The following is a 20,127-nucleotide window of genomic DNA, read 5'->3' as shown; positions in this document are numbered from 1 at the left end:
ATATTAAAAAGTGCACACATGTGAAACTGGATGGAACCGCGGTAAATATCGCTCCAGTAGTTACTCATGTGTGCGTTTTATTTTAAAAAAAGAAAGGAAAGTTCAATTTCATCGTCACTCAAGATGCTAAAAATTGAACTAGAGCATTGGGCTCTGTCAAAGTAAAAAGCCACCTAAAAAATCTAAACTTTCTAGTAACTTTCTACTTTGACTTGTACCTACTCTGCTCTTGGTATCCATAGTTATGTTAGATATAAAACGTATTCGTACAGATTTTGACGGAGTAGCTTCTAAATTAGCTACACGTGGTGTAACTGCTGAAAGCTTGGAAAATATCAAAGAATTGGATGCAAAACGCCGTGAAATCTTGGTTACTGTAGAAGAATTAAAAGCTGAACGTAACACAGTTTCTGCAGAAATTGCCCAAGCAAAACGTAACAAAGAAAATGTAGATGATAAGATTGCTGCTATGCAAAAATTGTCTGCAGAAGTGAAAAATTTAGATGCAGAACTCTTGGAAATTGATGAAAATCTAAATGCCATCCTTGCAGTTCTTCCAAATACTCCTCATGATTCTGTTCCAGTTGGGGCAGACGAAGAGGAAAACGTGGAAGTTCGCCGTTGGGGAACCCCCCGTGAATTTACTTTCGAGCCAAAAGCTCACTGGGATTTGGGTGAAGACCTTGACATTCTGGACTGGGAACGTGGTGCAAAAGTAACTGGTGCCCGCTTCCTCTTCTACAAAAACTTAGGTGCTCGTTTGGAGCGTGCCCTTTATAACTTCATGTTGGATGAGCATATCGCAGAAGGCTACCAAGAAATTATCACGCCTTACATGGTTAACCATGACTCAATGTATGGTACCGGTCAATATCCAAAATTTAAAGAAGATACGTTTGAGTTGGCTGATACTAACTATGTCCTCATTCCAACTGCGGAGGTACCATTGACCAACTACTACCGCAACGAGATTTTGGAAGAAAAAGACCTGCCAATCTACTTCACAGCTATGAGCCCATCTTTCCGCTCTGAAGCAGGTTCTGCTGGTCGTGATACCCGCGGTCTTATCCGCCTCCACCAATTCCACAAGGTTGAAATGGTCAAATTTGCCACACCAGAGCAATCTTATGATGAATTGGAAAAAATGACAGCAAACGCAGAAAATATCCTTCAAAAATTAGGCTTGCCTTACCGCGTTTTGTCCCTCTGTACAGGGGATATGGGCTTCTCAGCAGCCAAAACCTATGACTTAGAAGTCTGGATTCCTGCCCAAAATGCCTACCGTGAAATCTCAAGCTGTTCAAATACCGAGGATTTCCAAGCCCGTCGTGCCCAAATCCGCTACCGCGATGCTGCTGAAGGCAAGGTCAAATTGCTCCACACCCTCAATGGGTCTGGTTTGGCAGTTGGTCGTACCGTGGCTGCCGTCCTTGAAAACTACCAAAATGAAGACGGCTCTGTTACTATTCCCGAAGTACTCCGTCCATACATGGGTGGGATAGAAGTTATTAAACCATAGGAGTGAGATATGAAGCCAAAGAAATGGTATAAAGATAAAAGTCGTAAAGAAATTGCTGGTGTTATCGCTGGACTATATGACTATTTTGACCTGTATGAAAACTATGGTTGGAAGTTAGAAAACGTTCGATTGGTTGTCATCTTCTTGGCCATTATCACTAATTTACCTTTTTTAACTGCCTATATCGTTCTGGCCATACTTTTACCTGATAAATCAGAATTAAATTAAAATAAAAAACGTTTCCGTTATCCAACTGACTAACAGAAACGTTTTTTTTTGGCTCCAAAATCCATTTCTCCATGTAGACCATGTCCATAGCCTCTTGTTCAGGTTCGGTTTTGACAAGTTTTTCATAGAAAGCGACTAATCTAGGCTCCTGTAAGACGGTACAGAGCACCCAACGGATAACTTGTCGGATATAGGCTTTCTAATTCTAGCATAGCCTTGTGACCATAGCCTTTTCCTCTGTGGTCTGGATCAATGCCAATCAAGCCTAACCAGACCTGGTCAGCATCTTCAGTGACCATTGTTCGTACTAAACTGACTGTGTGCCCCTCCTCGACAATCTTGTAGTAGGTGCAATTTGGTCGTGCAAATCGTGATTGAAAATAGTCCATAGCTTCAATAGCAGGGTTGTACTGGTCCTGATAGGTCTCATACAAAGCTGCAAATGCTCGGTGCTGAATAGGTAGCAATTCTTCTGCGTTTGATAGATCTGCTTTTACTAACATGGAAAACCTCCTGAAATGATTTTATCCATTGTATCAATCTAGCAAAAAAATACTAGGTCTTCCTAGTACTTTCTAAAGCGTTGATAGCGGTTTTCAAGCAGTTGTTCAAGTGACAGGGCTTGCAGTTGAGCCAACTGACTAATTAAGTTTTCCTTGATGTCAATCAAGACTTCCTTGGTCGCTCTGCCATTTTCCAAAACCACCCGATCGACCACTTGGAGTTTCTCCAACTCATAAGAAGTGATCTTCATCAGTTCTGCTGCTTCCATGGCCCGACTGCCGTCTTTCCAGAGGATAGAGGCAAAACCTTCAGGGCTGAGGACGGCGTACATAGAGTTTTCCAGCATCCAGACCTGGTCTGCGACTGCTAGAGCAAGAGCCCCACCAGATCCTCCCTCACCGATGATAATGGCGATAATGGGCACCTTGAGGTCGCTCATCTCCATGAGGTTTCGGGCAATAGCCTCGCCCTGTCCACGCTCCTCTGCACCGACTCCTGGATATGCTCCTGCAGTATTAATAAATGTGACAACTGGGCGACCAAACTTCTCCGCCTGCTTCATGAGGCGAAGGGCCTTGCGGTAGCCTTCTGGGTGAGGCTGACCGAAGTTTCGTTTGAGGTTGTCCTGAAGATTCTTCCCTTTTTGGATACCAATGACTGTCACCGGCTGACCTGCTAGAAAGCCGATGCCACCCACTACAGCTCCGTCATCGCGGAAATTCCGATCGCCGTGCAGTTCGATAAAGTCATCAAAGAGTTGTGTGGCATAGTCCAAGGTCGTCAAGCGAGCTTGGTCACGTGCCAAACGGATCATACGTGCTACATCACTGGTCATCTGACACCTCCATGCATTCTCAACAAGCGACCAATGGTCGTTGGCAAGTCCTGACGTTTGACAATAGCATCGACAAAGCCGTGTTCTTGTAAAAATTCAGCCTTCTGGAAATTGTCTGGCAGATTTTCACGCACTGTTGACTCAATCACGCGCCGCCCTGCGAATCCAACCAGGGTCTGTGGCTCAGCCAAGATAATATCACCTTCCATAGCAAAACTAGCCGTCACACCTCCTGTTGTCGGGTCTGTCAAGACCGTCAGGTAAAAGAGGCCAGCGTTGGAATGGCGTTTCACAGCTGCGGAAATCTTAGCCATTTGCATCAGGCTCATAATACCTTCCTGCATCCGAGCACCGCCAGATGCGGTAAAGAGTACAACTGGGAGTCGCTCTTCCATAGCGAGTTCGAAAAGACGAGTGATTTTCTCACCGACCACCGTTCCCATAGAGGCCATGATAAAGTTTGAGTCCAAAATCCCCAAAGCTACTGAATGACCACCAATTTTCGCCCTACCAGTCAAGACTGCCTCATCTAGTCCCGTTTTCTGACGATTTTCAGACAACTTTTCAAGATAATTTGGAAAATCGAGCGGATTTTTCGTGTCAATTCCTGTAAATAATTCCTCAAATGTTCCCTCATCTATCGTCAAATTCAGACGTTCATAGGCTGTAATTCGAAAGTTATATGAACAATGGTGACAGACTTTTTCTGGTCCAAGATCTCGTTTGTACAAAATCTCTTTACAAGCAGGACATTTCGAAAAGAGTTCATCTGGCACTTCCGGCTTTGTTTGAATTGCCTTTTCTGTCCGTGAACGATTGGGACTGATGCGAATATACTTATCCTTTTTACGAAACAAAGCCATACTTCTCTCCTAATTTACTTTTTTAATTCTTCCTGATAGTGCGGTAAAAACTCTTCCATAAGATAGGCTGTATCATAATCACCAGCCACAACACGTTTGTCAGAAATCAAGTCCAACTGGAAGTCCGTATTGGTTACCACTCCTTCAATTTCTAGTTCATAAAGCGCACGTTGCATTTTCATTAGAGCTTCGAAACGATTTTCTCCATGCACAATAACCTTAGCAATCATAGAATCATAGTATGGTGGAATCGTGTAGCCCGGATAAACTGCCGAGTCCACACGCAAACCAACGCCACCACTTGGCAGATAAAGATTGGAGATTTTTCCCGGGCTTGGGGCGAAGTTGAAGGCTGGATTTTCGGCATTGATACGGCATTCAATAGCATGACCTGTAATCTGCACATCTTCTTGACGGACACTGAGTTCCTGACCAGCTGCTATTTTAATCTGCTCCTTGACAATATCCACACCAGTCACAAACTCGGTTACAGGATGTTCTACCTGCACCCGTGTGTTCATTTCCATGAAGTAAAATTCGCCTTTGGCTTCATCCAGGAGGAACTCAATGGTCCCTGCATTTTCATAACCAACTGACTGGGCAGCCCGCACAGCTGCTTGACCGATACGGTCCCGCATGGTCTGGCCGATAGCAATAGACGGAGCTTCTTCTAAAACTTTTTGGTTATTGCGTTGAAGGGAACAATCCCGTTCTCCCAGATGAATGACATGACCATGCTGATCCGCCAAGATCTGTACTTCGATATGGCGAGCTGGATAAACGACCCGCTCTATATACATAGCGCCATTACCAAAGGCTGCCTTGGCTTCGCTGGAAGCCGATTCGAAGGCAGGCACTAAGTCTTCAGCTTTTTCCACCTTACGAATCCCCTTACCGCCACCACCTGCCGATGCCTTGAGCATGACAGGGTAGCCAATCTTTTCAGCGATTTCAAGGGCTTCTTGGATTGTTAAGACTTCACCGTCTGATCCTGGAATAACAGGCACTTGAGCCTTAATCATCTCCGCCCGCGCGTTGATTTTATCCCCCATGGTATCCATAACCGTTTCGGATGGCCCGATAAACTTGATGCCGACCTCTTCACAGAGGGTGGCAAATTTGGAGTTTTCACTCAAAAATCCAAAACCAGGGTGAATAGCCTGAGCACCTGTCACAACAGCCGCCGAGATGACCGCCTGCATATTGAGATAGGAGTCTGTCGAACGTGCTGGTCCAATACAAACTGCCTCATCTGCCAACATGGTATGGAGTGCTTCCTTGTCGGCTTCTGAATAGACAGCTACTGTCGCTATCCCCAATTCCCTGGCCGCACGAATAATCCGCACCGCAATCTCACCACGATTGGCAATCAAAATCTTCTCAAACATGATGAATCCTATCTCCTTTTTAACATAGAATAATCGTTATAACAATCTCAAGATGAGAATATTAAATAATGGTTATCAATAGCAGTTCTTCATTTTACTTTTAGTGCTTGCTCCAAAGGTTTGGGAAACCTTTGGAGGTTGGAAATGAGACGAATAAAATTCGTATCAATTGTTGTAGACAGTACTTGGGTACGGCAAAACGAGTTCAAATAATGATGAAATTATTTGAAGTTGGAAATAAGGAAACGAAGTTTCCTCGTTCGTCGACGCAATAAAAGATAAAATGGAGAACTGATTTATTTTCCGATAGCAAAAGTCAATACCCCCGATGCAGCCAATTTCCCGTCCACCTCTGCCTTTGCCTCAACGACCGCAATGGTTCCACGGCGTTTGACAAATTTAGCTGTCATGATTAACTGGTCTCCAGGTACAACTTGCTTCTTAAATTTAACTTTGTCCATGCCGGCATAAAAGACCAGGTTGCCCTTGTTTTCTTCCTTGGACAATTCCAAGACACCTGCGGTTTGTGCCAAAGCCTCCATGATGAGAACACCTGGCATGACAGGATAGTCTGGAAAATGCCCGTTGAAGAAGGGCTCGTTAATGGTCACATTTTTGAGGGCCACAATCTCATCTTCCGATACTTCAAGGACACGATCGACCAAGAGCATAGGATAGCGATGAGGAAGAGCCTCTTTAATTTTCAAAATATCAATCATTTGATCCGTACCAATCCTTGTCCATATTCTACAACGTCTTGGTTGGCCACCAAAATCTCTGTGACAACACCGTCACGGTCAGCTGGCACTTCATTCATGACCTTCATGGCTTCAATAATCATGAGGGTCTGCCCTTTTTTGACTGTATCGCCAACTGCTACGAAGGCTGGCTTGTCAGGCGATGGAGACAAATAAGCTACACCAACTAAAGGACTCTCCACCACTGCACCTTCTGCCACAGGGCTTACACTTGCTTCTGCTGGAGCTGGCTCACTGGTTTCAGCTGCTGGCACGGCTGGGCTTGCAGGAGCTACTGGAGCAAGCGGAGCTTCTAGCTTTGGACTCGGAGCCGCTATCGCCTGCTGATTTTTACTGAAATGCAAGGTTTCCCCAGCATTGCTATATGAAAATTCTCGCAGACTTGACTGGTCAAACTGACTCATCAAGTCCTTTATTTCTGTAATATTCACTTAAGCCTCCCAACGTTTGAAAGCAATCACCGAGTTGTGACCTCCAAAGCCGAATGTATTTGAAATGGCATGACGGATTTCCATATCACGGCCTTGACCAAAGATGACATCCGCCTCGATGTAGTCAGACAATTCTGTCGTACCAGCTGTCTTTGGTGCGTAAGAGTGCCGCATAGCCTCAATGACAGCTGCCGCCTCAACTGCACCCGCTGCCCCCAACAAGTGGCCTGTGAAGGACTTGGTGGAAGAAACTGGCGTATTCTTGCCGAAGACGGATACGATAGCTTGGCTTTCCCCTTTTTCATTAGCCGGTGTCGAAGTGCCATGGGCATTGATGTAGTCAATATCTGCTGGCTCTAAACCTGCTTCTGAAATGGCTAACTTCATGGCCTTAATAGCACCCAGACCTTCTGGATGTGGAGAAGTCATGTGGTAAGCATCGCAGGTATTTCCATAACCAACGATTTCAGCCAAAATCGTCGCCCCACGCGCCTCTGCGTGTTCCAAACTTTCCAATACTAAAACCGCGGAACCCTCTCCCATGACAAAACCATTGCGTTCCTTGTCAAATGGAATAGACGCACGTTCTGGATCCTCAGTAGTCGACATAGCTGTCAAAGCTTGGAAACCACCGATTGCAAATGGAGTAATGGCTGCCTCTGCTCCACCAGCCAACATGACATCTTGGAAACCAAACTTGATTTCACGGAAGGCCTCTCCTAAGGCATCATTTGACGAAGCACAGGCTGTGATGACACACTTGCAGACACCATTTGCACCGACCTGCATGGCAATATTACCAGCCGCCATGTTTGGTAAGGCCTTTGGAAGAGCCATGGGACGAATTCGTTTTGGCCCCTTTTCGTTCATACGAGCCACTTGCTCTTCAATTTCCAAAATACCACCGATACCTGTTGATAAGATAACGCCAAAACGGTCACTATCAACCGCTTCTGTATCGAGATTGGCATTGGCTACGGCCTCTCGAGCCGCATAAAGAGCATAGAGTGAGTAGTTATCGTAGCGATTTGTATCTTTTTTTACAAAGTATTTATCAAAAGGAAAATCCTTAATTTCGGCCGCATTATGAACAGAGTATTCACTAGTATCAAACTTGGTAATCTTTCCGATACCAATCTTACCATTGACCAAGCTATCCCAGAATTCCTCTGGCGTATTTCCGATTGGAGATGTCAGACCGTAGCCTGTTACTACTACACGATTTAATTTTTTCATTTTCAAACCTCTCTTAAAACAACACACAAAACAATATTAAATTCACAGTGCGTTATCGCAGTCTTTCCGTTTGCTTTTAGTACTACGAACAAAGTTTATTTCAACAAGTTACAGACAGCTTCAATAGTCCAGTGGACTATTGAAGATTGGAAATCGTACTTACTAAAGTAAGTAACGCTCCATTAGTACGGCAAAGCGAGTTCAAACAATCCAATAAATTGTTTGAAACTGGAAAACTGGAAACCAAGTTTCCTCGCTCTTCGAAGTAATAAAAGATAAACTGGAAGACTGGTTTACTGCATTGTCAAGCCACCGTCAACAGCAATCACCTGTCCTGTTAGATATTCTTGCTTGGCAAGGAATACAGCAACATCAGCTACTTCTTCTGGTGCCCCAAACCGTTTCATAGGAATTTGTGCAATCATAGCTTCTTTAATCTTGTCAGATAGTACGTCTGTCATATCAGACTGGATAAAACCCGGCGCAATCGCATTGACACGAACATTTCGCCCAGCAACCTCACGGGCAATGGCTTTGGTAAATCCAATCACACCTGCCTTTGATGCAGCATAATTGGCCTGTCCAGCATTTCCAATCAAGCCAGATACACTTGATAGGTTGATAATAGCACCCTCTCGAGCCTTTGTCATTGGTTTCAAAACAGCCTGCGTCATATTAAAAGTTCCAGTAAGATTTACCTTCAGAACCCTATCAAAATCCTCTTCTGTCATACGAAGAGCCATTCCATCTTTGGTAATCCCTGCATTGTTGACCAAAATATCGACGCTACCGAGTGTTTCGATGGCTTCTGCCACCATTCGTTTGGCATCTTGCGCGCTTGAAATATCTCCTGAAATAGCTAGGACTTTCACACCATAACCTGCAAAGCTATCCAGCAAGTCCTGGCCTAGCTGACCACGACCGTTCAGCACCACATTAGCACCAAGACTAGCAAACTTATGGGCAATGGCCAAGCCAATTCCTCGACTTGAACCTGTTACAAAAACATTTTTATTTGTTAATTCCATGATTCCTCCTCATGATTTATTCAATACTATTTGTAACCCCTCTATATCTTCAATGGCTACAACATGCGCCGTCTTATCGATTTTCTTGACAAATCCTGATAATATTTTACCTGGACCGATTTCAATAAAATTAGTCACACCAGCTTCCTGCATGGTTGCAATTGACTCATAGAAACGAACTGGTTCCATCACTTGACGGGTTAGAAGTAATCTTATCTCATCTTTTTTCATCACTGTAGCTTGGGTATTTCCCACCAATGGTACTCGAAAATCTGCGAAATCTACCTGTTCCAAAGCTAAGGCTAACTGATCTGATGCTGGTTTTAAAAGTGCTGTATGAAAGGGGCCAGATACATTGAGCGGAATCATCCGTTTGACACCTGCTTCCTTCAGCAATTCAACTGCCTCATCCACAGCAGCCACCTCCCCACCGATGACGATTTGGGCCGGTGTGTTGTAGTTGGCTGGGGAAACAATACCAGAGGTAACTGTTGAGCAAATTTCTTCAATCAAGTTGACATCTGTGTTTAGAACAGCAACCATTTTACCAGTCCCTGCTGGCGCAGCCGTTTCCATATATTCACCACGCTTAGCAATCAGGGCAATCGCATCTTCAAAGGCCAAAGCTCCCGATGCCACCAGAGCTGAATATTCTCCCAAGGATAGACCAGCTACCATATCAGGTTGTACTCCCTCTTCTTCCAGTAGTCGAAAAATAGCCACAGAAGTGGTCAAAATAGCAGGTTGGGTATAGCGAGTCTGATGTAATTTATTCTCTTGATTGTCAATTAGGGCACGAATGTCATACCCCAGAATCTGACTAGCCTGGTCAAACGTTTCTCTAACTATCGGGTAATATTCGTAAAGGTCGCGAACCATACCCACTGTCTGAGACCCTTGACCTGCAAAAAGAAAAGCTGTCTTTGTCATCCTATTCTCCAACCGAAGCCCAACGGCTTGCCTCTTCTTTAATCACTTTGGCTGCTCCATAATAAATATCTTTCAAAATATCTTCACAAGATTCTTCTTTAGAAACTAGACCAGCAATTTGACCAGCCATTACTGAGCCATTTATTACATCACCATCAACAACTGCATTACGGAGCGCTCCTGCACCAAGTTCTTCAATAGCATCTGCCGAAATTTTACCTGCCAAGAAATCTTTCTCTGCAGCTGCATAGGCAGATGACAACTTATTCTTGATGGCTCTCACAGGATGTCCAACAATGGATGCAGATACTGTTGTATCAATATCCTTAGCTTTTAAAACTTTTTCCTTATAAGCCTGATGGGCATTAGACTCTGTAGCTACTACAAAACGAGTTCCAACTTGCACCGCTTCTGCACCCAACATGAATGCTGCTGCTGCACCTGCACCATCTGCAATACCTCCAGCAGCAATAACAGGAATAGATACAGCTTCAACAACCTGACGAACCAAGGTCATGGTGGTCAATTTACCAATATGGCCTCCGGCTTCCATTCCTTCAGCAATAACAGCATCTACCCCTAATTTTTCCATGCGTTTAGCAAGGGCTACACTCGGTACAACAGGAATAACTGTAATCCCTGCAGCATGGAGACGCTCCATATACTTCCCTGGATTTCCAGCTCCTGTAGTGACAACTTTCACACCTTCTTCGATGACCAAGTCAACAATGTCATCCGCAAAAGGAGACAAAAGCATGATATTAACACCGAAAGGCCTATCCGTGATAGATTTAACCTTGTCTATGTTAGCCTTGACCACCTCTTTGGGAGCATTCCCTCCACCGATGATTCCTAGACCACCTGCATTAGATACGGCACCAGCCAAATCTCCATCAGCTACCCAAGCCATACCACCTTGAAAAATTGGATACTGAATATCGAGCAATTCTGTTATTTTCGTCTTCATAATTCCCTCTTTTTTTCTTGCTTACCTAATCATTTGAATATCAAACCATTAGCTAAACAAGCGAGGGCAAAGCCCTCACTAAAAATTAGTTTGATGTTTCAACGTTTTGAACATCAAACTATATATTCAAAGAAAAATGCTAAACAGCACTTTCCTTAACAGTCATTATTTTGTTTTTTCTTCAACATAAGCAACCAAATCGCCTACAGTTGTCAAACCTTCTTCAGTATCGATTTGAATATCGAATGCATCTTCGATTTCAGAGATGACTTGGAAAAGATCCAATGAATCTGCATCCAAATCTTCAAAGGTTGTTGTAAGGGTCACTTCTTCAGCATCCTTACCCAATTCTTCAACGATGATTTCCTGTACTTTTTCAAATACTGCCATGATATGTGTCTCCTTTTGGAAAATAAAATATTTTAATCTTGCCTAGGGCAAGGAATTAACTAAAGTTGTAAGAGTAGAGTTCCCCATGTGAGGCCTCCACCGAAACCAGCCATGAGAACAGTCTGGCTTCCATCCAATCGCAACATTCCGCTCTCTACACATTCTGATAAGAGAATAGGAAGACTTGCTGCGCTGGTATTGCCATATTTATCCATATTTGCTGGAAATTTTTCACGCGCCACTCCCAATTTACGAGCCATCTTATCTAGGATACGTATATTGGCTTGATGTAGCAAGAAATAATCAACGCAATCCACAGTCATATCAGCTTGTTCTAGCAGCTCTGCCATGGTTGCCGTAACATCCCTCGTAGCAAATTCAAATATAGCTCTGCCCTCCATTTGGATAAAGGGTTGCTGACGGCTTTGTGTAGAGAATGGCGTCTCTTTCTGGTCTATCCCTGCTGTCAGACTAGCACCTCGACCGCCATCTGTTCGCAAGATTTCTGCTAAAAAGCTCGGTTGTTCACACGCTTCCAGCAAAACTCCTCCAGCACCATCTCCAAATAAAACTGCCGTTGATCGATCTGACCAGTCGACAGACCTTGATAGGGTCTCTGCTCCAATGACAAGTCCTCTCTTATAGACTCCTGAAGCAAGCATTTTTTCCGCTGTTGATAGCGCAAAAACAAATCCTGAACAAGCTGCAACGAGATCATAGGCAAAAGCCTTTTTCGCACCAATTGCTGCTTGAACCATAGCTGCCGTTGATGGCATGGATGCATCTGGAGTAATCGTTGCGACGATGATGAAATCAATATCAGAAGCATCTAGTTGAGACTTTTCTAATAATTTCTTTGCTACCTGACTAGCTAATTCACTAGTTGTCTCGTCCGTAGCAACATGTCGTTGTCTGATACCTGTACGGCTACGAATCCATTCATCACTGGTATCCATTTGCTGGACTAAATCATCATTGGTCACAATCTTCTTCGGAAGGTAGTGGGCTACCTGACTGATTTTAGCATAGGTTCTCATTTCAAATCCTCCAAGAAGTGATAGAGTTTCATGAGTCCTTTCTTCATTACTTGGTATTCCGTATCATCCATTCCATCCGTGATTTGTTTCACCATTTCATTATGAAATCTTTGATGCAATCGATAGACTAATCGGCCCTTCTTTGTTAAATAGATATGCACCACACGCCTGTCTTTGGTCGAACGAATCCGTTCCACGTATCCTTTTCGTTCCAAATTATTCAGGCTGGTTGTCACGGTTCCCAAAGTAACCATCAAAGTCCGAGCTACATCACTCGGTGTAGCCCCATCAATATTTCCAATCACATCAATCGTGTGCATTTCTTTTATGGAAATGTCATTAAATCGGCTACTACGCAGACTTGTTTCTTCAATCACTAACACATTATTAAAAATGGCCGTTAAATAGTCATTCACTTTTGGATCTTTCAAAACAGGCCTCCTTTACTTTGATAGTCAAAGTATAAACCATAAAACTTTGAATGTCAAACATTTTTTTGAACAATCTGTCATTATTTCCCGATAAATATCGGTCTCCGACGTTCAGCATGTGCCCGAACACCTTCTTTAAAATCCTCTTTATAAGCTAGAGATTCTTGCATGGCTAACTCCAATTGACGATATGACTCCCAGTCCTTAAACTGACTTTCCCAAACCAATTGTTTAATGGCAGCATAGGAGTTAACAGAGCCACGCAAGAGTTTTTTTACCACTTGGGCAACTATCTTCTCTAATTTTTCTGGCTCAGCCAGTTTATAAACAATACCATATTCCAGGGCCTTATCAGCGGATAACCCTTCTCCAGTAATGGCTAATTGACTAGCACGATTGCTACCAATCGCCCGACTAAGCAAGAAGATGCCACCCGCATCTGGGGCTAGCCCAACACCTACAAAGGCTTGAATGAACTTTGTTTTACTTGATGCAATAACAAAGTCTGCCGCTACTGCCATATTGGCAGCTGCTCCAGCAACCGCACCATTTGTTACCATTAAAACAATTTTAGGTATTTTCTTCAGCGCAAACGAAATATTATTGACGAGCTCAGCAATTTTGACGAGCGAACCAATATCATCTTCATCTACGGCACGCTTCATCTCCACCAGATCTCCCCCTACTGAGAAAACGGAGCCCTCTGCTTGAATTTGTAAGATTTTTACAGTTTCATCATTTTCTGCAAGTTGAATGGCATTTAATATTTCCTCACACATGGGAATATTAAACCCATTTGACACATCAGGTCTATCGAGAGTCAAAATAGCAATTGAATCGATTACTTCATAGCGAATAGTTTGGTAGGCCATACCATCCTCCTTCTAAAATAATTTGATATTTAAAAGGTTTGAATATCAAATTTCAAATTCTTGTTTTCCATTGTAACATAGTTTTTGACAGACTTACTATTTTCTTTACACGAAAGTGTGACAGCTGAAAAAAAGCTGGCAAAGCCAACTTTTAAAAGATATTTGGTTATGACGGGTAAGTAGGAATTGGTATTAAAGTTGTAGCCATTCCAAGGCCTGTTCAAGGCTATCAACCAACTTATCCGCTTTGGATTGATCCATTCCAAACTGTTGATCACGAATAGCCCATACAGTTAAACCAGCTGCTTTTGCGGCCTCAATCCCTTTGGCGCTATCTTCAAAAACCAAAATGTCCGATTTTGGAACCCCTGTTGCTTTTGCAGCTTGTTCATAAACAGCTGGATCTGGTTTGGGTGCTACACAATCCATTGCTGAATAGATTTGACTGAAATACGAGCGAATTCCCGTTTCTTTCAAGGCTCTCTCAATATCAATTCGATCAGTATTTGATGCCAGAACAAGCGGGACAGGATGTAAACTGAGTCGCTCTAAGACAGACTTGACATCTGGAAATACTCGTTCAGCGTAAGGTGTGGGACGATTCTCCTTATAAATTCGGTACTCCTCCTCCAACACAGGAACATCCCATTTTTCGTAATCATCTCCTAAAATACGTTGCCATACTTGACCAGCACGCCCTCCAATAAAAAAGGATGGTTTCAGATGACTCACTGACAACCCTTTCGTCAGCAAGAAATCTATACGCCGCTGAAAATAAAATGATTCTGTATCAAAAATTACTCCATCCATGTCAAAAATAATTGCTTTTACCATTCTGGCCTCCTAACTCCTCTATTGTATCATAGTCAATAAGGATTTTCGATTTTCTGAAATTTTTCAACAACAAACCTTGTTCGTATTTATTAGGTTTCTCACCAAGATTTTTCTGAACATACTGACAATTCCGCCTTATTCTGCTATAATAGAAAAAAATATTCAAGGAGATTAGAATGAAAGTGGTAAAATTTGGTGGAAGTTCCCTTGCTTCTGCCGGTCAATTAGAAAAAGTATTCAACATTGTTCAATCGGATTCTGAACGCCGTTTTGTTGTTGTTTCAGCACCTGGAAAACGCAATGCCGAAGATACAAAGGTTACAGATGCATTAATTAAGTATTACAGAGAATATGTTGATGGGAAAGATGTAACAGCAAGCCAAGAGTGGATTATCAACCGTTACCAGGCAATGGTCGATGAACTTGGTTTTTCAGCTAATAGCATGAAGAAAATTGCTGAAAACATCATTTCTCTTGCCAACTTACCAATTAATGATAACGAATTCCTTTACGATACTTTTTTATCCGCTGGGGAAGATAACAATGCAAAATTAATCGCTGAATACTTTACTTTTAGAGGGTTACCAGCACGCTATGTTCATCCGAAAAAGGCTGGCATTATTGTAAGTTCTGAACCAGGAAATGCACGAATTCTTCCTTCGAGCTATGATAAAATTGAAGAATTGCGAAATGCAGAGGAAGTTTTGGTCATCCCTGGATTCTTTGGGGTGACTGTTGACAATCAAATTTGTACCTTCTCACGGGGTGGATCTGATATCACAGGATCCATCGTTGCTGCAGGGGTTAAGGCAGATCTGTATGAAAATTTTACAGATGTAGATGGGATCTTTGCTGCTCACCCTGGAATTATCAAACACCCACACTCTATCAAAGAACTAACCTATCGTGAGATGCGTGAATTAGCATATGCAGGTTTCTCCGTTCTTCATGATGAGGCCCTTCTTCCTGCTTATCGCGGTCGTATTCCATTGGTTATTAAAAATACCAATAACCCTAGCCACCCAGGTACTAGAATTGTTCTTGATCATACAGATCAAACCCTCCCTGTCGTTGGGATTGCTGCAGATGATGGTTTTGTCAGCATCAATATTTCTAAATACCTCATGAACCGTGAAGTCGGATTCGGGCGCAAAGTCCTTCAAATTTTAGAGGATTTAAACATTCGTTTTGAACATATGCCAACTGGTATTGATGATTTGTCCATCGTACTTAGAAATAGAGAATTGACACCAATCAAAGAAGCTGAAATTCTACGTCAATTGAAAACAAAAATGGAAGTTGATAAGGCTGAAATCGAACACGGCTTGTCTATTATCATGATCGTCGGTGAAAATATGAAGAGCCATGTCGGTGTAACTGCGACCGCAACTAGTGCCTTATCCGACCAAAATATTAATTTAGCTATGATTTCACAAGGTGCTAGTGAAGTTTCTGTCATGTTCGTAGTCAAAACAGAAGAAAAAGAAAAAGCTTTACAGGCATTATATGCAGCCTTTTTTAACTAAAAACGTCTTCATATCTTTAGAAGTTTTTCAGTGCCAGGTCATGAATCCAAAAAAACCAGAGTTATTAAAAGCTCTGGTTTTTTCTTATTAAGCTATCATTAGAAAAGTTTATGAATTAGTTCACTTCAACCTTTTCAGTCCATGGACTTGCTTTTGTTACAAGGACGTCATTTAATTCTTCAACATTTCGGCGACCTTGATCTGCTAACCAAGCCTTAGCAGCTTCTTCACCTTCTTTGGCAAAAATAGCCACTGCATCTTTCCATGTCGCACGACCACAGAGCACACCATTAAAGGATGACCCTGATTCTTTTGAAAAGACAAGAGTTTCTTGGAAAAGTTTAGCTGAGACACCTGCACTCAAATATATAAATGGCAAATGAGTAGCTTCCGATTGCTCTTTGAAATAGGCTCTTGCTTCATCTGCAGTATAAACAGGTTCTTCACTTGTATGGCCTTCGACAAAATTCATATTTACAGGCACTTCTACCTTAAGAACGTCTGCATTATACTGTGGTTTGCTGAATTCACGCATTGCACCATTTACCTTATGAGGTTTTAAGCTTGCATACTCCCGTGAAGTTACATCCATGTCACTTGCATCATAGGTTAGAATTTCTACAAAATAAGGAATATCTTCCGCAATACATCCACTACCAATCCGTTCAACCAAAGCATGTTTAATATCATTAATTTCAGGTTTGTCGTCTACGTCATAGTACAACAAAATTTTAACCGCATCTGCACCTAATTCTTTGATACGTTTTGCTGACCAAATTGGAAGAAGATCTGGTAAACGTCCTGGTGTCGAAGCATCATATTCGGCTTTTTCATAGGCAGCGATAAACCCACAATCTGCATGACGCAGTTCAGACGCAGTCACTCCATACTCTGCATCAAGAAGAATGGAACTGGCATATGGGGTTAGTTCGCTAGAAATGACTTTTTTGAAGTCCACCAAAATATCATTAGCAAAATCTTCACCACCAGCGGTTGCTGCCAACAACCCTTTCAAGGCACCTCGTTGGTCAATCGCAAGTGCTGCGATAACCTGATTTCCATTTGACAAGCGAGTCATATGTTCATACTTAGTTTGTTATAGTTGCAATTTAGTCATTAGAATCCTCCTTAAGAATACATAATAGACAATTATTAACCAAGTTATTTTAGATGATTTTTTCGGTTGATTAGCCGAACCGTTTCACACCATCTAAATAAGTAGCTTTCAGATGACCTGCATCATCTACTACAATAAAATCAGCTGCACGACCTTCAGCAATTAGGCCACAAATATGATCAATGTTGACAGAACGTGCTGGTGCTAATGAAGCCATACGTAATGCATCGGGAAGGCTGACCAATCCCCAGCTCACCACATTTTGTACAGCTTCAATCAATTCCAAAATAGAACCTGCTAAACTTCCACTTTCTTTGAGGCGAGCCGTTCCATCTTTAACAATGACTTCAAATTCCCCAAGTCTTGATTCACCCTCGCCCATACCTCCGGCTCTCATACAGTCAGTGATTAGAACTGTCTCTTTTGCTCCACGGGCCTTAACCACAATTTCCGCTGCTGCTGGATGAACATGATGTCCGTCACAAATCATTTCTGCATAAACATCATGTAAACTTAAAGCTGCACCGACCATGCCAGGTTCACGATGATGAAGTCCACTCATACCATTATAGACATGAACAAAAACATTAGCACCTGCTTCAACCGCAGCCTGCGCCTGAGCAAAGGTTGCATCACTGTGTGCTAAAGCGGTATGAATAGCTTTGCTATTTGCAAATTCAATGAATTCTTTAACTCCTTCTCGTTCTGGAGCAATAGCAATCTTATTCACCAAACCATTCGATAGACTATGCCAGCGGTCTAACTTCTCAATAGAAGGATCACTCATATACTTAGGATTTTGAGCGCCCTTGTATTTTTCTGTAAAGAATGGCCCTTCCAAAAAGATACCTTGAATTTTAGCCCCTGTTTCTTCACCTGCATGTTGACCAATCGTTTCACAGACTGCATCTAAATTTTCAGTCGAATCTGTCAGTGTTGTCGGCAGCCAAGAAGTAACACCACAGGCTAGCAAGCCATCTGAAATAACTTTAATTCCTTCAAAATCATTATCCATCACATCATGTGACGCATAGCCGTGGATATGCGTATCCACCAAGCCCGGTGCAATATGATAGTCTGAGTAATCTATTATATTTCCATCTGGTTTTTCGGTAATAATGTGACCGAACTGCCCATCATCAGTAATTTCCAAATATGCATCAACTTTCTCACTATCTGCAAGAATAATTGATTTTGCTTTGATGTAGCTAACCATATTGGCCCCCTTATATTTCATATATATTTTCTTGAACTGGTTATAACCATATATGATTGTATTGTAGACCGATTCTCTTTAAATGTCAAGTAATTACTAGCATTCATTAGACCTCAATCATTAACATAAAATACTATAGGTACTTTCTTTGGAATAGACCTCCGTTTGCCCTTTACCGCTTCCACTCATTAATTCATGTAACATCAGATTACTACACATTTTTGAACCATGAGTGTGACATTTCCCTCAGTCAGGAGATAGGGAACAAAAAAATCTATCATTTTCTGGTAGATTCGCTTACCACCAGAAAATGATAGATTTTTGATTAAAAGTTGATTTATTTATCTTATTGATGTTTACGAGGCAAACGATCTGTCAATAAACATACAATCTCATAATTTATCGTGCCAACATAATCAGCCCATTCTTGAACCGTTATTTCCTTGTCTTCTTCACGGCCTATCAAGGTTACTTTTGTTCCAACTTGATATGATTTCGGCAAACGGATCGTCATTTGATCCATGGAAATACGTCCAATAATTTCACAATATTGACCATCGACCAGAACATGGAAACCTTGGAGTCTTCGCACTACACCATCAGCGTATCCAACAGGAATAGTACCTATCCACTCAGTCTCAGAACTCTGATACGTTGACCCATATCCAAGAAAGGTACCAGCCTCGACTTGCTTAACATGTACGAGTTCAGAGTACAATCCCAGTGCAGGTTGGAGCTTGAATGGTAGGTCTAAGGTACGTCCACTAGGATTTAGACCATACAGAACATCCCCTAATCGAACCATGTTAAACACCGTATCTGCATGCCAGATACTTGTAGCTGAATTACTTGCATGTATCCAACGAGGCAATTCCGGTAACCTATCTAACCATTCCTTAAAACGTGTCAATTGCTCGTGGAAGTAATGTGCATCTTCTTCATCTGCTGTTGCAAAATGAGTAAAAATACCCTCAAATTCAAGATCCATCTCACTCATAAGATCAAGCACTTTCTCCAACTCAGACCAGTCTCTGAATCCAATTCTCCCCATTCCAGTATCTAGTTTAACATGAACAGCTAAACCAGCTAGATCCTGACCAGATGCTTTAACCAGCTCTAACCACTCTAAACTTGCAAGAGTGACACTGATATTTAACTTCAATGCTAAATGCAGATCGTCAACAGGTATAACTCCCAAAATCAAGATTGGGTGCTCTATTCCAGCCTGACGTAATTCGAACGCTTCATCCAGGTTTGAAACACAAAAACCTGCTACTTGGCTCGCTAACCGTCGAGATACTGCAACAGCACCATGTCCATAAGCATTTGCTTTAATAACTGCAAATGCTTGTGTCTTTCTAGGCAAAGGTTCAATCACTTGTTCAAGATTAGCTGCTATAGCATCTAATTGAACCTCAATATAACTGGGTCGATGGTCACTTTCAATCATTATTTTCCTCCAAAATCACGCTTGCTTGCACAAATTCTCCAGAATGACTAATGCTCAGCCAAATTTTTCCACTAAACGGACTCTTCGCAATGTAGGGAGCCCCTTGGCGATTATTTAATACTTCAATATCTTGAAAACCCACTATTCCAATACCGACTCCTAATGCCTTAGAAAATGCTTCTTTGACAGCCCAACGACCAGCCAAATATTCCAACTGTCGTCGTCCTTGCAAATCCTGATAGCGTTCAAATTCTTTTGAAGTCAGTACTTTTTTGGGGAACCCCTGATGTTTTTCGCGAGCACGCTCGATAGCCTTTATATCTTGAAGGTCAATCCCATGTCCAACAATCATGAATCGTGCTCCTTCTTTATACAATATTTTAAATACTTCAAAAGACTGGACAGCCGTCCAGTCCTTCATTCATCCCTAGACCTTGTATTCACCGGTCATACTTCCATCTTAGACCTAGTTTCTAAGTCAGTCATCGTTCGTTTTTTCAAAACACAGGAGTATTCCAGTCAAAAAACTGCCTTGATGAGCGAAAACCATTTCTTAAATAAAAGCAG

At 42.2% G+C, this 20,127-nt stretch carries 20 protein-coding genes and 2 pseudogenes; 3 read left to right on the top strand and 19 right to left on the bottom strand.

Annotated features, from left to right (window positions below; all coding sequences use genetic code 11):
• The first annotated feature begins 244 nt into the window (after nucleotides 1-244).
• Nucleotides 245-1,519: a serine--tRNA ligase gene (locus D2A30_02415; GenBank protein ID ULL20524.1), complete on the top strand. Its 1,275-nt coding sequence runs from the start codon at nucleotides 245-247 to the stop codon at nucleotides 1,517-1,519.
• A gap of 9 nt (nucleotides 1,520-1,528) precedes the next feature.
• Nucleotides 1,529-1,747, top strand: a complete 219-nt coding sequence (locus D2A30_02410) for a PspC domain-containing protein (GenBank protein ULL20523.1) — start codon at nucleotides 1,529-1,531, stop codon at nucleotides 1,745-1,747.
• Nucleotides 1,748-1,805: 58 nt separating this feature from the next.
• On the opposite strand, the pseudogene D2A30_02405 reads toward D2A30_02410, so the two are convergent.
• The 15 genes and pseudogenes from D2A30_02405 to D2A30_02335 form a co-directional block, all read right to left on the bottom strand.
• Nucleotides 1,806-2,250 (bottom strand): annotated as a pseudogene (locus tag D2A30_02405) (GNAT family N-acetyltransferase).
• Between the two features lie 62 nt (nucleotides 2,251-2,312).
• A complete protein-coding gene (locus D2A30_02400) occupies nucleotides 2,313-3,086 on the bottom strand; it encodes an acetyl-CoA carboxylase carboxyl transferase subunit alpha (protein ULL20522.1) in 774 nt (257 codons plus the stop codon).
• Nucleotides 3,083-3,949, bottom strand: a complete 867-nt coding sequence (locus D2A30_02395; protein ID ULL20521.1) for an acetyl-CoA carboxylase carboxyltransferase subunit beta — start codon at nucleotides 3,947-3,949, stop codon at nucleotides 3,083-3,085. Before D2A30_02395 ends, D2A30_02400 begins: the two co-directional genes overlap by 4 nt.
• 14 nt (nucleotides 3,950-3,963) lie before the next feature.
• A complete protein-coding gene (locus D2A30_02390; protein ID ULL20520.1) occupies nucleotides 3,964-5,337 on the bottom strand; it encodes an acetyl-CoA carboxylase biotin carboxylase subunit in 1,374 nt (457 codons plus the stop codon).
• Nucleotides 5,338-5,633: 296 nt separating this feature from the next.
• Nucleotides 5,634-6,056 (bottom strand): 3-hydroxyacyl-[acyl-carrier-protein] dehydratase FabZ, encoded by a 423-nt coding sequence (gene fabZ / locus D2A30_02385; GenBank protein ULL20519.1) that lies wholly within the window; start codon nucleotides 6,054-6,056, stop codon nucleotides 5,634-5,636.
• Entirely contained in the window at nucleotides 6,053-6,526 is a 474-nt protein-coding gene (locus tag D2A30_02380; GenBank protein ID ULL20518.1) for an acetyl-CoA carboxylase biotin carboxyl carrier protein, read from the bottom strand. Before D2A30_02380 ends, fabZ begins: the two co-directional genes overlap by 4 nt.
• Complete coding sequence (gene fabF, locus D2A30_02375) at nucleotides 6,527-7,762, bottom strand: beta-ketoacyl-[acyl-carrier-protein] synthase II (GenBank protein ULL20517.1); 1,236 nt, start codon at nucleotides 7,760-7,762, stop codon at nucleotides 6,527-6,529. It lies immediately after the preceding gene.
• Nucleotides 7,763-8,055: 293 nt separating this feature from the next.
• Entirely contained in the window at nucleotides 8,056-8,790 is a 735-nt protein-coding gene (fabG, locus tag D2A30_02370) for a 3-oxoacyl-[acyl-carrier-protein] reductase (GenBank protein ULL20516.1), read from the bottom strand.
• 9 nt (nucleotides 8,791-8,799) lie between these two features.
• Nucleotides 8,800-9,720 (bottom strand): [acyl-carrier-protein] S-malonyltransferase, encoded by a 921-nt coding sequence (gene fabD, locus D2A30_02365; GenBank protein ID ULL20515.1) that lies wholly within the window; start codon nucleotides 9,718-9,720, stop codon nucleotides 8,800-8,802.
• Nucleotide 9,721: 1 nt separating this feature from the next.
• The gene (fabK, locus tag D2A30_02360; GenBank protein ULL20514.1) at nucleotides 9,722-10,687 is read right to left on the bottom strand and encodes an enoyl-[acyl-carrier-protein] reductase FabK; all 966 of its coding nucleotides are present in this window, start codon (nucleotides 10,685-10,687) and stop codon (nucleotides 9,722-9,724) included.
• Nucleotides 10,688-10,852: 165 nt separating this feature from the next.
• The gene (locus D2A30_02355; GenBank protein ULL20513.1) at nucleotides 10,853-11,077 is read right to left on the bottom strand and encodes an acyl carrier protein; all 225 of its coding nucleotides are present in this window, start codon (nucleotides 11,075-11,077) and stop codon (nucleotides 10,853-10,855) included.
• 59 nt (nucleotides 11,078-11,136) lie between these two features.
• Entirely contained in the window at nucleotides 11,137-12,114 is a 978-nt protein-coding gene (locus tag D2A30_02350; GenBank protein ULL20512.1) for a ketoacyl-ACP synthase III, read from the bottom strand.
• A complete protein-coding gene (locus D2A30_02345) occupies nucleotides 12,111-12,545 on the bottom strand; it encodes a MarR family transcriptional regulator (protein ID ULL20511.1) in 435 nt (144 codons plus the stop codon). The genes D2A30_02350 and D2A30_02345 overlap by 4 nt, the downstream gene beginning before the upstream one ends.
• Before the next feature lie 80 nt (nucleotides 12,546-12,625).
• On the bottom strand, nucleotides 12,626-13,417 hold the full coding sequence (locus tag D2A30_02340; GenBank protein ID ULL20510.1) for an enoyl-CoA hydratase: 792 nt from the start codon (nucleotides 13,415-13,417) through the stop codon (nucleotides 12,626-12,628).
• Between the two features lie 192 nt (nucleotides 13,418-13,609).
• The gene (locus D2A30_02335) at nucleotides 13,610-14,251 is read right to left on the bottom strand and encodes an HAD family phosphatase (GenBank protein ULL20509.1); all 642 of its coding nucleotides are present in this window, start codon (nucleotides 14,249-14,251) and stop codon (nucleotides 13,610-13,612) included.
• Nucleotides 14,252-14,427: 176 nt separating this feature from the next.
• Here D2A30_02335 and D2A30_02330 point away from each other — a divergent pair, with 176 nt between their 5' ends.
• Entirely contained in the window at nucleotides 14,428-15,777 is a 1,350-nt protein-coding gene (locus D2A30_02330; GenBank protein ULL20508.1) for an aspartate kinase, read from the top strand.
• 115 nt (nucleotides 15,778-15,892) lie between these two features.
• Here the strand turns inward: D2A30_02330 and D2A30_02325 are convergent.
• The 4 genes and pseudogenes from D2A30_02325 to D2A30_02310 all read right to left on the bottom strand — a co-directional run bounded on the left by D2A30_02325 (nucleotide 15,893) and on the right by D2A30_02310 (nucleotide 19,912).
• A pseudogene (locus tag D2A30_02325) lies at nucleotides 15,893-16,894 on the bottom strand (tagatose 1,6-diphosphate aldolase).
• Nucleotides 16,895-16,964: 70 nt separating this feature from the next.
• Nucleotides 16,965-18,110, bottom strand: coding sequence for an N-acetylglucosamine-6-phosphate deacetylase (gene nagA / locus D2A30_02320; protein ULL20507.1), 1,146 nt, complete (start codon nucleotides 18,108-18,110; stop codon nucleotides 16,965-16,967).
• Nucleotides 18,111-18,456: 346 nt separating this feature from the next.
• A complete protein-coding gene (locus D2A30_02315; protein ULL20506.1) occupies nucleotides 18,457-19,560 on the bottom strand; it encodes an alanine racemase in 1,104 nt (367 codons plus the stop codon).
• Nucleotides 19,553-19,912, bottom strand: coding sequence for a holo-ACP synthase (locus D2A30_02310; GenBank protein ULL20505.1), 360 nt, complete (start codon nucleotides 19,910-19,912; stop codon nucleotides 19,553-19,555). The genes D2A30_02315 and D2A30_02310 overlap by 8 nt, the downstream gene beginning before the upstream one ends.
• Nucleotides 19,913-20,127: the final 215 nt, after the last annotated feature.

Origin of the sequence: Streptococcus suis, from assembly GCA_022354845.1 — a bacterium.
GTDB lineage: Bacteria > Bacillota > Bacilli > Lactobacillales > Streptococcaceae > Streptococcus > Streptococcus suis_AA.
The sequence above is the reverse complement of the archived record's forward strand: the minus strand, read 5'-3'. Positions and strand labels throughout refer to the sequence as shown.